The organism is Mesorhizobium sp. LHD-90 (assembly GCF_030929505.1).
GTDB lineage: Bacteria > Pseudomonadota > Alphaproteobacteria > Rhizobiales > Rhizobiaceae > Kumtagia.
This window is the reverse complement of sequence record NZ_JAVFVV010000024.1, coordinates 38336-51395: the sequence shown is the minus strand read 5'-3', so window position 1 is coordinate 51395 and position 13060 is coordinate 38336. Positions and strand designations below refer to the sequence as shown.

11 protein-coding genes are annotated in these 13060 nt (G+C 64.9%); all 11 read right to left on the bottom strand.

The window, feature by feature from the left end:
• Positions 1-23 precede the first annotated feature (23 nt).
• The gene (locus RB623_RS26015; RefSeq protein WP_308060028.1) at positions 24-1181 is read right to left on the bottom strand and encodes a transporter substrate-binding domain-containing protein; all 1158 of its coding nucleotides are present in this window, start codon (positions 1179-1181) and stop codon (positions 24-26) included.
• Between the two features lie 110 nt (positions 1182-1291).
• Entirely contained in the window at positions 1292-2308 is a 1017-nt protein-coding gene (locus tag RB623_RS26010) for an alpha/beta fold hydrolase (protein WP_308060027.1), read from the bottom strand.
• Positions 2309-2376: 68 nt separating this feature from the next.
• Positions 2377-3693: a cytosine permease gene (locus RB623_RS26005; protein ID WP_308060026.1), complete on the bottom strand. Its 1317-nt coding sequence runs from the start codon at positions 3691-3693 to the stop codon at positions 2377-2379.
• A 434-nt stretch (positions 3694-4127) separates the two neighbouring features.
• Positions 4128-4820, bottom strand: coding sequence for an ABC transporter ATP-binding protein (locus RB623_RS26000; protein ID WP_308060025.1), 693 nt, complete (start codon positions 4818-4820; stop codon positions 4128-4130).
• Positions 4817-6532, bottom strand: coding sequence for an ATP-binding cassette domain-containing protein (locus tag RB623_RS25995; RefSeq protein ID WP_308060024.1), 1716 nt, complete (start codon positions 6530-6532; stop codon positions 4817-4819). The genes RB623_RS26000 and RB623_RS25995 overlap by 4 nt, the downstream gene beginning before the upstream one ends.
• Complete coding sequence (locus RB623_RS25990) at positions 6519-7388, bottom strand: branched-chain amino acid ABC transporter permease (RefSeq protein ID WP_308060023.1); 870 nt, start codon at positions 7386-7388, stop codon at positions 6519-6521. Before RB623_RS25990 ends, RB623_RS25995 begins: the two co-directional genes overlap by 14 nt.
• Before the next feature lie 52 nt (positions 7389-7440).
• Positions 7441-8625 (bottom strand): ABC transporter substrate-binding protein, encoded by a 1185-nt coding sequence (locus tag RB623_RS25985; RefSeq protein WP_308060022.1) that lies wholly within the window; start codon positions 8623-8625, stop codon positions 7441-7443.
• Positions 8626-8655: 30 nt separating this feature from the next.
• A complete protein-coding gene (locus tag RB623_RS25980; RefSeq protein WP_308060021.1) occupies positions 8656-9771 on the bottom strand; it encodes a GTP-binding protein in 1116 nt (371 codons plus the stop codon).
• Complete coding sequence (locus RB623_RS25975; RefSeq protein WP_308060020.1) at positions 9758-11422, bottom strand: amidohydrolase; 1665 nt, start codon at positions 11420-11422, stop codon at positions 9758-9760. Before RB623_RS25975 ends, RB623_RS25980 begins: the two co-directional genes overlap by 14 nt.
• Before the next feature lie 67 nt (positions 11423-11489).
• Positions 11490-12263 (bottom strand): SDR family oxidoreductase, encoded by a 774-nt coding sequence (locus RB623_RS25970; RefSeq protein ID WP_308060019.1) that lies wholly within the window; start codon positions 12261-12263, stop codon positions 11490-11492.
• Positions 12260-13060, bottom strand: coding sequence for an SDR family oxidoreductase (locus RB623_RS25965; RefSeq protein ID WP_308060018.1), 801 nt, complete (start codon positions 13058-13060; stop codon positions 12260-12262). Before RB623_RS25965 ends, RB623_RS25970 begins: the two co-directional genes overlap by 4 nt.

Here is a 13060-nt window from a genome sequence, read left to right as displayed (position 1 = left end):
GTGCACCCTCTGGCTGCCTGGTGTCACGCGAGTGCAAGGCTCCGTTGGCCAATGCTGCGACTGTAGCCGATCAGATAGGGATCGGCCGCCACGCAGGACGGTGATTCATAGACGAGATCGAACTGGCCCAGACTGTTAGCGCGGCCGACGCGAGTCCACAGGTCCGCGTGCCCCCAGATCGGGTTGATGGCGACGTTGCCCTGCGGTGCCTCGAATTCCGATCCCATGACAGAGGCGCGCAGGATCTCGGTGTCCATCGAGTTGGTTTCCTCCAGCGTCTTGGCGAACACGTTGACCTGGAAGTAGGACGCCTCGAGGCACATATTGGTTGGTTCGTCCTCGCCGTAGCGCTTCTTGTAGCGCCGCACGAAGGACGAATTGCGCTCGTTGCCAATGCCCTGGAAATAGGGCGCGGCGGTGATGTGGCCTTCGCCCACATCGAATCCCATAGCCCTGATCTCCGCCTCGGTGGTGGTCAGGCTGGCGATCGGCATGACCTTCGGGTCGAGGCCGAGATCGGCATAGGCCTGATAGAGGAATACCGTTCCGTCTCCGACAACGGTCGAGAAGATCACGTCCGGTTGCGCCTTCTTGACCTCGCGCATGACCGGCAGGAATTCGGAGCGCGTCGCGCCAAGCCGCACGTAGCTCTCGCCCACCACGCTGCCGCCACTGTTGCGGATCAGCTCGCGCATGATGCGGTTCGATTCACGTGGATAGATGTAGTCGGAGCCGACGAAGAAGACGCGCGGTCCATAGAGCTTCATCAGGACACGGCAGAGCTCCACGCTGTTCTGGTTTGGCGTCGCGCCCGTGTATATGACGTTCGGCGAGAACTCGAAGCCCTCGTAGAGCGTCGGGTACCACAGCAGCCCATTAAGCCGCTCCACCACCGGCAGCACCGCCTTGCGGCTCGACGAAGTGTAGCAGCCGAAAATGGTGCTGACGCCGTCTTCGACCATCAGCCGCTTGGCGAGCCGCCCGAAGGCGCGCGCTTCCGATCCCGGATCGTAGACGGTTGGCTCGATCGGCCGGCCGTTGACACCCCCAGAGTTGTTGATCTCATCGATGGCCGTGAGGGTTCCGCGCAGTTGCGTTTCCTCGATAACCGCCATGAAACCTGTGCGCGAAAAGAGCACACCGACGCGCCACGGCTCGGAGGTATTGCTTGATCTCGTCAAACCACGCTCCCTTTCTTCGTTCCCCCGGGGTCCGACCGCTTCTTGTTGTCGTTGGTCGTTTTTCCCCCGTCCGCGGCCCGCCGCCATCTTGCGGCGGGCCGGCATACCGGTCAACTCGCGAGCAGTTCCTTAAGCTTGCGGTCGAGGAACTTGACGTCCTCAACGCTGGTGCCAGGGCCGCCGGCGAAATGCCCCCAGATCGATTCGAAAGCGATGAACCTGGCATTCGGCATGTTGGCCACCTCGAACTCACTGTCTTCCGGCGGGAAATAGAGGTCGGTGCGGCCGGGCATCACATAGGCCTTGGCCTTGATCGCACGCAGCGCCTTCTTGAAATCGCCCTCGTAGAGATCATTGTCGGAGATGTCGCCGTTCTGCCAGGTCCACAGCATGGTGAGCAGGTTGTTGGCGTCCTTGGGCAGGAAGAAGCCCTCCCAGAAGGAGACGAGGAAGTCCTCGAGCGACGAATAGCCCAGTGTCTTCAGGTCGAGTTCCTGCCGGTAGAAGGCCTGCGAGAAACCCCATCCGGCATAGACCCGCGCCATGGCGCGCAGGCCCTTTTCAGGCTTGTTGTCGTACCAGCCGTTGTTCCATGCCGCGTCGGCGGTGAGCGCCGCCTTGACGCCTTCAAGGAAGACGAAGTTGTGGCGCGAGCATTTCGCCGACCCGCAGAACGGCGCGATGCGTTCCACCATGTCGGGATACATCGCCCCCCAATGGAAGGTCTGCAGCGCGCCCATCGACCAGCCGGTCACCAGCGGCAGCTTCTCGATGCCGAATTTTTCCGTCACCAGCCGATGCTGGGCGCGCACGTTGTCGTAGGCGGTCACCTGCGGGAAGCGCGACTTGTTGTAGGGCTCCGGCGTGTTGCTCGGCGACGACGAGAGGCCGTTGCCGAACATGTTGGGAATGATGACGAAGTATTTGGCCGGATCGAGCGCCATGCCATCGCCGACCAGCCACTCGTTGTCCATGTGCTGGCCGGAGTACCAGGTCGGATAGACGATGGCATTGTCCTTGCGCGCATTCAGCGTACCGAATGTCTTGTAGGCGAGTTTCGCATCACGCAGGGTCGCGCCACGCTGCAGGACGAAATCGCCCAGCGAATAGATTTCATGGTCGCTCATCGATACTTGGTCCTCTTGCTGTTTTTCGAGGAGGAGCGGGGCCGGGATGCCCCGCCCGCCCCAATGTCTCACGCGGTTGCCCGAGCCGGCGCCGGCAACTTGCAGAGCACCGCATAGGCGATGCCGCCGGCCAGCATGGCGCTGATCGCCGTCGAAAGATGCGGCGCATAGAATTCGACGACGAGTGCGACCGCCGAGCCGAACGCCCAGGCGATGAAGGCCGACGGCCTCCAGTCGCGGTCGATCTCCGAAGTCCTTCGGAATAGGTACTGGTCAACCAGGATGATCGCGCCGATCGGTGGCACCAGGATGCCGAGCAGCGACAGCCACTCGATGAAGAAGGCCCACACGTTGCCGGCGGCTACGACGATGCCGATCGCGCCAAGTACGATCGCCATCAGCCTCATGCGCGAGCCGAGGATCCGCGACCAGCCGGTAGCGGCGTTGTAGAGGCAATGCGCGCATACCGAGCCGAGGTTGAGATAGAGGAACAGGAAAGCGATCAGGCTGAGGAATGCGATCTGCTTGCCGTTCATGTAGCCGAACATATTGTCGGCGCCGAACGGGTTGGCGTTCGGCACGGCGAGCGCGGCCGTCATGATACCGCCGACCAGCATGGCGACGAGGTTGGCGAACGGGAACGCGCTGAAGGTAGCAATCAGCGACCCCTTCGTGTCCTTGGCCCATCGGTTGAAGTCGGCGGTCACCGTACCGGCGTCGATGAACAGCGCGATAACCACGGTCAGGCCCACGCCCATCGACATGGTTGCCGCGCCATTATTGCCGGGATAGGCGGCGATCGCGGCCCAGGTGGTGGTCGAGGCAGAGTCGAAGATGACCCATAGACCGAGCACCACGAACAGCGGCACGGAGACGAGGCCTATCAGGTGCAGCCCGCGTACGCCGATGAAGGTGATGCCGATGTAGAGCAGGCCGGCTACGACCGTCATGGCCACATAGTTGAGGTTGTAGGCCGAACTGATGAGCGCGCCGGTGATGCCGGTCTGCACGGCGTACCAGCCGAGAAGAAGCGTGGAGAGCAGTCCGGAGGCGAAGACGTAGCCCTTGCGGCCGAACACGATCGACGCGAGCAGGGCGAAGTTCATGCCGCGATTGGTGCCGAGAACTCCCAGTGCGCCGACATAGGCGAACATGATGAGGTTGCCGATGATCATCGCCCAAAGCGCATTGGTGAAGCCCATGCCGAGCACGAGGATCGAGCCGGTCATGGCCCCGGTGATGATCATTGGAAAGCCGATCCATACCGTTGTCACGGAGAACGTGGATCGCCTTGCCGCCATCGGTACAGGCTCGTGCTCATATTCTTCGCCGAGTGCGTGATCGACGCTTTCCAACGTTTCAATCTCTTTTGAAGACTTCGTCATCTAACCCTCCCCGGGGTTGACTGCGTTGCAAGTGAGGAGGCCCGTCGTAGTGATCGGACGTCCTTGTCCATTCTCGGGTGGGCAAAATCGTCGGATAGTGGGCGTGCAACGCCTCGGCCTGGCCGGTCCACGCTCGTCCTCCGTCCCCTCCCCGCGCCGGTTCCCGTCGGCGTCTCGGTCGGTATAGCTGAAATGACAAAGGCCTCCCGATGGCTCCGTGATTGGAGTCAAAGGGAGGCCCTTTTGCCTTGAACTGATCGGGTGGCCTCGTTGCCACCGCCTGCTTAACAGGAGAAGTAACCGTAGCCGCACCGGATGTCGCAGTCAACAAGCGACCATCCGAAAATGAGGGCCTGGCTCCGACACCCAACAGTGAGAGCGCCAGTGGCATACGCCCGCGTCGAGCCGGAACTTTCGCACCGCGCGCACGAGACCTACCCTCCGAGATAAAGTCGATGCAGTTCATCGGGTGCGCGACGCAGCGTCGAGCAGTCGCCGTCATAGACAACGCGGCCCCGCCGCATGACATAGGCGCGGTTGCCAATAGCGAGCGCCAGCGCGGCGAACTGTTCGACGAGCACGACCGCCAATCCCTTGTCAGCGAGCTTGCGCACCGCAGTCATCAGTCGTGTGACAACGACCGGCGCGAGCCCGGCCGACATCTCATCAATCATCAACACTTTCGGACGGCCAAGCAGCGCCCTGGCGATGACGAGCATCTGCTGCTCACCCCCCGACAAAAGCCCAGCACGGACCGCCTTGCGCTGCACCAACTCGGGAAAAAGCGCGTAGGCTGTCTCCAGCCTTTCATCGGCATGCAGGCCGACCCTCAAATTGTCTTCGGTGGAAAGCTGGCGGAACACGGTTCGGCCTTGCTCGACATGCAACAAACCGGCACGTGCGCGCACGCCGGGGCGTGCGCTTTGAATCTCCGCGCCGTCGATGGCGATCATTCCGCCTTCGACCGGGATGACGCCGGAGAGGCCCTCGAGCAAGGTCGTCTTGCCGGCACCGTTCGCGCCCAGGATCACGCTGATCTCGCCGCTCGCAGCGGAGAGACTTGCCTCGGTGATGATGGGGAGTCCGCCCCGGCTGACGGACAGCGACGATACGACAAGGCTGCTCATGCTGCCGCTTCCTCCGCTTCGACACCAAGATAGGCCGTCTTAACCACCGTCTCGGCGAGCACCTGAGCGGGCGGACCCGAAGCGATGACCTTGCCGAAGTCCAGGACGGCTATGTGCGAACACGCCGCCCGAACAAGATCCATGTCGTGTTCCACCAGCAGCACCGCCGATCCGAACAGTTTCGGAATCTCCGCGATGCGCTTTCCGAGGCGGAGGGTTTCCTCGTAGGACTGACCGGCGGCGGGCTCGTCGAGCAGCGCGACCGCCGGCCGCGAGGCGAGCACACCGGCGACATCCAGGAGGCGGCGCGTGCCGGCGTCGACCGACGCGACCGGCGTATCCGGATGAGGGCAGTCGAGCCACGCCAGGACGGCCGCGATATCGGCGTCCGAAAGCCCATCCGCCGCAAGCCTCAAGTACTGGCCGACGGTGAGTTCTGGCGCGATTCGGTTCGTCTGCCAGGAGCGACGGACCCCCAGGCGCGCGCGCCGATGCGCCTGAACGCCTTCGAGCAGCTTGCCTTCAAGGCTGATGCGACCGTAATAGAGCGGCAGGAAGCCGGTAACCGCATCGATGAAGGTCGACTTGCCGGCGCCGTTGGGGCCGATCAGTCCGACCACAGTGCCTGCGGGAACCGCCAGGCTCACCTTGTCGAGCGCGACCACGCTGCCGTAGCGCACGCCGAGATTTTCGATAGACAGTGCCGCGCCGGCGGCGTGCATGACCGGAGCCGGAAGCGAGGCGGGTTGCGGCGGCTTGCCATTGGGGCCGCGTGAAGGAACGAGCTTTCGCGCCAGTCGCCGGAACGTCTCGCTCATCGTCTCGCCGGTCGACAACGCCTGTGTGGCGCCAACCGCGAAGAGCACGTTGCCGATGTCCTGCGGCAGGCCCAGGCGGCGCAGGATCTCGGGAAACATCGTGACCAGCAGCCCACCGATGACGGCGCCTTCCGAGTAGTGCGCACCGGCCATTACCGCCACCGCGAAGAGCGAGAGCGATTGCATCATGCTGAAGTTTTCGGAGACCAGCGTGCCGAGATAGCCGGCGAGCAAGCCACCCGAAATGCCTGCGACGAACGCACTCAGCGCGAAGGCGGAGAGCTTTGCCGCCGCGATGCTGACGCCGTGCGCCGCCGCCGCCCGTTCGGAATGGCGCACGGTGAGCCAGGCGGCGCCAAGCCGCGAGCGGCTGACGAACTCCAGTGCAACCGCGATGGTGACGTAAAAACCCAGCACGAAGACGAAGTAGCCTTCGTCGCTGTCGAACAGTTCCGGCCGCGGCACGGCCTGGAACGACGTCTGACCGGGAAAGGTTATCGTTGCCAGGATCGTGTCGAAAGCGGTGGCGAAGGCAAGCGTAACGATGGCGAGGTTGATGCCACGCAAGCGCAGCGCCGGCAGGCCGATGGCAACACCAAACGGAACAGCGGCCAGCCCACCGAGGAGAACCCATACGGACAGCCCGCCCGGAGCGCCGACGATATTGAGATAGCCGACCGTCCAGGCGCCAACGCCGGCGAACGACATCTGGCAGAGGGCGATCATGCCGGTGCGGCCGACCACCAGGCCGAGGCTTTGTAGCGCCACGCCAGTGATCAGCACGGCCGTGCCGAGGAACACCCAATAGGACGATAGAAGCCCGATAAGGGCCCCGCCCAGCACGACCGCCGTGACGACGATCGCCAGCGAGGCGCGAACACTAGCGCGCATCATCCCAGCGGGCCTCCCGCTGCGACCAGAGGAGCACGGCGACCACGACGACGAACGGAATGGCCCCGCGATACTGGCTGACGCCGTCGAACGAACTCGCCAGCCCCTCGACCACACCCAGCATTATCCCGCCCGCGAGCGTGATCCAGAACGAGCGGAACAGCCCGACAAGCGCGGCGGCCAAGGCAGGCACAACCAACAGACTCAGGGTCATGAAGTTGGGCGAGCGCTGCGGCGCGATGATCATCAGCGCGAAAGTGGTGAACGTGCCGGTGACCGCCCAGACGAGGACCGAGAGGAGTTGCACCCGCACGCCGAGGAGTTCGGCCGCCATCGGGCGCTCCGACAGCGCGCGCAGGTGCAGGCCCGTGCGCGTTGCATTGAGGAAGCGGTCGGCGAGCACGGTGAACAGGACTGCGAGCCCGATGGTCAGGGCGGAAGCGATGGTCACCTCCACGCCGGCAAGGCGGAAGGCGGAGCCCGGAAACAGATCGGGCATGACGTGCGGATGCTGGCCACCCGTAAGACGCAAACCGATAGCGATCATGCCGACGAGGAGAGCAACTGTGACCGCCGCCTTGGTCGACGCGTTCGCCTCGGAAAACCAAGTGGTCATGACAAGGCCGACGAGCACGCCGACGATGGTTCCCGCGACGACACCGGCGAGGACCGAAGGCCACAACGGAAAGCCGGCTTCATAGAGGGCGATCAGCACGAAGGTGCCCGCCGTGCCGATCGCCGCTCCGGTGAAGTTGACGACAGCAACCAATCGGTAGGTGAACACCGCACACACGCCAAGCAGCGCATAGGTACCCCCCGCGGTCAGGCCAGCCACGGCGGAAGTCAGAAGTTCGTTCATCGGATCGTCCAGGTTGAAGGCGGCGGAAGCAATTCCGCCGCCTCAATGGTTCCTATTGGATAGCCGGCAGGACAACCCATTCCGGCGTCTGCACCGTCCAGGCGCCCTTTTCGAGCTTCATCACCTTGGTAGCCTGCATCGGGTTGTGCGTTGCGGCCTCACCGAAAACGTAAGGCGAACCGGCGAGCGGGTTGCTGATTGGCTTCATCTTCAGCAAGGCTTCGGCGACGCTCTCGCGTGTGACCTCGCCGTCGATACCCTTCAGCACCTCAAGGAAGATCTGCGCGGCGAGATAGCCGCCCTGCGAGAAGGCGGTGAGCGGCTGGCCGGCCTTGGTCATGTCGGCGGTCCACTGCTTGTTCGCCTCGGACCCCTGCTCGGTGTAGGGCTCCCATTCCGTGCCGACATAGATCGGTTGCTGCGTGTCAGCCAAGGCCTTGGCGACCTGCTCGGTGTAGCCCGGAGCGAGGAACAGCCAGTTGATGCCGGTGACCTTCTGGGCATCGACGGTCTTGATCAACTGCACGACCTGCGGCTCCACCTGGTTGGTGAGCACCGCGTCGCAGCCGGCATCGCGCGCCTTGATGACATAGGGCGTCAGGTCGCCCTGGAACGGCAAGGTGAGATCGAGCAGATGGACTTTCTGGCCGGTGAGCTTTTCCCAATTCTCGATGCCCTTCTTGTAGGCTTCCTGGGTACCGCCGATGATGATGAAGAACGCGCACAGCTTCTGCGTCTTCAGTTCGTTGGTGGCATAGTAGGCCACCGCCGTCGACAACGTGTATGGGCCGACGTTCACCGGCGCCACGGAGGGTGAGGAGAAGCACGCGGCGTCGACGCCGAGGCCTTGCACCGACAGTACGTTCTTGCGGGCATAGGTGGTGGCGTTCACGGCGCAGTCGAGCAGGCTTGCCGAACCGACCAGCGCCACGACTTCCTGGTTGTCGATCAGGTCGCGTGCGGCCTGGGCGGCGACGGCCGGGTCGGCCTTGTCGTCGGCGATCGTGTATTCGATCTTGCAGCCGTTGATACCGCCGGCGGCGTTCACGGCGTCGAAAGCCGCCTGGGTCGCCTTCGGAACCTCGCTGAAGTCAGCCGGCCCGGTGACCGTCGAGACGGCGCCGACCTTGATGACGCCGTCGGCGCACGTGGGGCCCGCGGCGGAAGCGGTTCCCGTAAGGGCGGCGAAGGCAAGCGATGCCAGCGCCGCCGTAGCCAGTGTGGATTTCCAATGCATCGTCAGATCCTCCCTTGATCGTTCCTGGTGTCAGGCCGCCGTGAGCCGTGCCGGCCCAGATGCTTCCGCGGCGTTGACGGCCGCGAATTTGATGAGCGTGCGCTCGATGGTCTGGCGTGGAATGTCGCGCACGATGAAGACAAGTCGCGTACGGCGATCGTCAGATGGCCAGGCCTCCAGTCGCACCGGCGGATGGAAGACGTGCTGCACGCCGTGGATGACGCATGGCCGCTCGGGCTCACCGGCGACATTGACGATGCCCTTCATGCGCAACAGATCCTCGCCCTTCAGCACGGCGATGTAGTCGAGCCATTGGGCAAACGCCGGCCAGTCGACCGGCTTGTCGATCACGAAACTGTAGGACTGGATGCCGTGATGGGCATGGGCGTGCTCATCGTGGTGATGGTGACGGCCGCCCCGGCCGCATTCCGGTCCACAGCCGCTATCGTGAGCGTGATGTGCGATCGCCGCCTCGGCGCGCGCGAGTGCCGCCGCCAGCCGTTCGGCGTGCGCTCCTTCGGACCCACCGCCCTCGAATGCGACGTCGCCTGAACCGATGTCGCCCTCGACGGCGAAGGCGATCTCAGCAGCCGGCGCGAGCTGCCGCAGCCGCCGTTCGATCGGCGCGATATCGGCCGGGTTGACGAGGTCGGTCTTGGTGACCAGCAGACGGTCGGCGACGGCGGCCTGCCGCGCCGCCTCAACATGGCGTTGAAGCGTCGCCAGGCCGTTCACCGCGTCCACCGTGACGACGACCTCGCCGAGGCGATAGCGCGCAGACAACTGCGGTTCGGCCATCAGCGTATGCAATATCGGGGCGGGATCGGCGAGCCCGGTTGTCTCGATCAGCACCCGCCTCACCGGCGGCAGCTCGCCCGCGGCCGAGCGCCGGTCGATGTCCTTCAGTGTTTCCACCAGATCGCCGCGCACCGTGCAGCACACGCAGCCATTGTCCAGCAGCGCAAAACGTTCCTCGCTCGCCTCGATCAGCAGGTGGTCTAGGCCTACCTCGCCGAACTCGTTGACGACGACGAGTGCCCCCTTCATGTCCGGTCGCCTGAGCAGCCGGTTCAGCACGGTCGTCTTGCCGCTGCCGAGGAAGCCCGTCAGAAGGGTGACGGGTACAGCGGCGTCAGGCTCGCTCATACACCACCCTCCCCTCAAAATAGGTTGTCGAGACCCTGGTGTCGGCGATCTCGTCAGACGGAGTCTCCAGCACGTCGCGGTCGAGGACGATGAAGTCGGCAGACTTGCCGATTTCGAGCGAGCCTACCGTGTCGGCCATGCCGATGGCGCGCGCCGAGTTGATCGTAAAGATCTCGAGGGCGGTCACGATGTCGATCGCCTGTTCGAGCCAGAGAGCGACGCCTGGAAACTCGCCGTCCGGGTTGCGGCGGGTGACCAGGCCCTCCATGCCGTTCCATGGATCCGGATTAGGCATTACCGGCCAGTCGGAGCCGCCGGCAAGCAGCGCGCCTGCCGCCAAGAGGTCCTGGTTCGGCCAGAAGCGCAGCGCCCTCGTCTCGCCCATCGTCTGCTTGTGGCCTTCGAGGAAGCTCGTCGGATACCAGAGGAAGGGCGAGAGATCGGCGGCAACGCCGAGTTCCGCGAAGCGGGGAATATCCTGCGGCGCGATGTAGCTCGCATGCGCGATGTGGTGGATGATCCCGGTCGGGCCGTTGAAGGAGCGCACCACGTCGATGGCGTCAAGCGCCTGGCTGACGGCGGCGTCGCCCGCGCAATGGATCTTTACGCCGAGGCCCAGCTTCTCGCATTTGCCCACCCAGCGCACGAGGTCCGGTACGGTGACGATGGTCGAGCCGCGGAAGCAGCAGCCCAGGACCGGGTCGGCGACATAAGGCTCGTGGAAGGCAGCCGTGCGCGCGCCGGGCACGCCGTCGAGAAACACCTTCACGTAGTTAGGTTTAGCATGCGCCGAACGATACCGGTCGCGCTGGGCAATCAATTCGTCGCCGGCGATGCCGAACATGAAGGACGGCTCGACCGCGGGCATAGCCGAAAGCGCCCAGGCGGTGAGTTCGCCGCGGTCGTCGAGGCCCTTCAGCGCTGCTAGGATCGGCTGCATGGCGGCGGCGTCGAGGAAAGCCGTGACGCCGAACGAGTTGAGCGTCGATATGGATTGCGCCATGGCAGCGCGGTCCATCTCCTCGGTGAAGTGACCAGACTGGGCGACGGCGCGCTCGACGATGCCGGCGGCGGACTCGATCATGACCCCGGTCGGCTGGCCGGTCGCCGGATCGCGACCGATCGAGCCCTTTTCGGGATCCTTGTTGGCGCCGCTGACGCCGGCGCGCCGCATCGCCTCCGAATTGACCCAGCGGTTGTGGTAGGTGTCGTCGCGCAGCATGACCGGACGGCCGCGCGTTGCGGCATCGAGCGCGGCCAGCGACTCGGCGGTGTTGAGCTTGCCGATCAGGTCGCTGCCCCACTGGCCGCCAATGATCCAGCCGCCCTCGGGCGTGTTGGCCGCTGCCGCCTCGATGCGCTCGAGCAACGTCGCGAAGCTCGATGTCGGACTGATGCGCAGCTCGAACAGCTCCGCCTGCCCGCCCATCATCATATGCGTGTGCACGTCGACGATGCCGGGCGTCACGGTGGCGCCCTTGAGATCGACGATACGGGTGTCCGGTCCAGTCAGCGGGCCGACCGCGGCGCCGTCGCCCACCGCAACGATGCGCCCGCTCTTCACCGCCAGCGCCGACACCACCGGCTGACGGCGGTCCATTGTGTAGATCCGCCCCCCGGTGACAACGAGGTCGGCGTTTCTGTTCGGCATCAGTCTTGTCCTCCCGTCGGCGAGCCAGGCCCGCCGGTCGATTCCCAAATGGTTCGGCGCCGGCGCATCAAACCGCCCTGTTCTGCACCGGCGCCCGCCCCCCTCCGTCTGCGACCAGAACCGCACCTGTCACGAAAGATGCTTCGTCGGAGGCAAGAAACAGGCAGCAAGCGGCGATCTCGGACGGATCGGCGACGCGGCGCAGCGCGATGCGCTTCTTCAGCGCGTCGAATTCCTGCTCCGTCGTAGAGCCGTTGGCGCGGGCCGCCGCCTCCATCTCGTGTTCGCTCATCGGAGTGCGCACCCAGCCCGGGGCAACGGCATTGGCCCGGATGCCGTCGGGACCATGAGCGTAAGCGAGGGAGCGGGTATAGGAGACAAGCGCAGCCTTGCTGGCCGAATAGGCGGCGTTCTGGCCGGCTGCATTGAATGCACCGACAGAGGCGATATTGACGACCGCGCCGCCGCGCCGCTTGAGCATTGGCAGAGCTGCCCGGCAGACGCTCATCGCACCGGTGACGTTCACCGCGAAGGTCATTTCCCAGTCCTCGTCGCTCACCGTCTCCGGCCGATCCTCGATCATCAGGCCGGCCGCATTGACGACGATGTCGAGCCGGTCGCCGCAAGCTTCGATCGCCCGCGCGATGTCTGCTGGGTCGGTGATATCGCCATGCACCGGCGCTGCTTCCGCTGCGGCCGCCGCCTGTTCGAGCTTGTCGCCGCCGAGCCCGAAGGCGATCACTTTTGCGCCGTGCCGGGCGAAGAGCTCGGCCGTCGCACGGCCCATCCCGGTCGCCGCGCCGGCGATCAGGGCCGTCTTTCCTTCGAGGCGCCGGCTCATGGCAGACCCCACTGGCGTTCCACGGCAAAGCCCGTCTCAGGCAGAGTCAAACCGCCGTCCACGACGATGGTCTGGCCCGTCGCGTATCTGGCCTGATCCGAGGCGAGATAGAGCATCGCGTAGGCGATATCGTCGGCCTCGCCGAGATGGCCAAGCGGCACATAAGCGCCGATCCTCTTGGCGGTCTCGGGCTCGCTCATCTTGCCCCGTCCGGGCTTGGCGATGAAGCCCGGCTCGACGCCATTGACAGTGATGCCATCGCGGGCCAGTTCGAACGCCGCGCCGCGGATGAAGGCGTTAACGCCCGCCTTGGCGGCCGAATAATGCGCCCCGCCGCCCATGGCGACCCGTGCTGACACCGACGAGGTTACCAGGATGCGCCCGAAACGGTTCCTGCGCATATGGGGCAGGGCGGCCTGCGTCAGCCAGAAGCAGGCTTCGAGGTTGAGCGACAGCGCCTCGCCAAGCTTCTGCTCGTCCATCTCCTCGATGGACGCCCAGGGACAGCCGCCGGCGTTGTGGACGACGATGTCGAGCCGCCCGGCAGCCTTCGCCGTCGCATCGACAAGGTCGTGCAGTTCGCCGCGGCTCGTGCCCGGCATTGGCGCGGCACGCACCTTCAGGCCACGGCCGTCGAGTTCCCTCGCCAGTTGCTCGGCGACGTCGAGCGTGCGGTTGGCGGCGGTAACATCGGCACCGGCCTCGGCGAAGCGCGCGACGATCGCCGCGCCGATGCCGCGCCCGCCGCCGGTCACCAGCGCAACCTTTCCCGTCAGGTCAAACGGACGCGCCGGCAT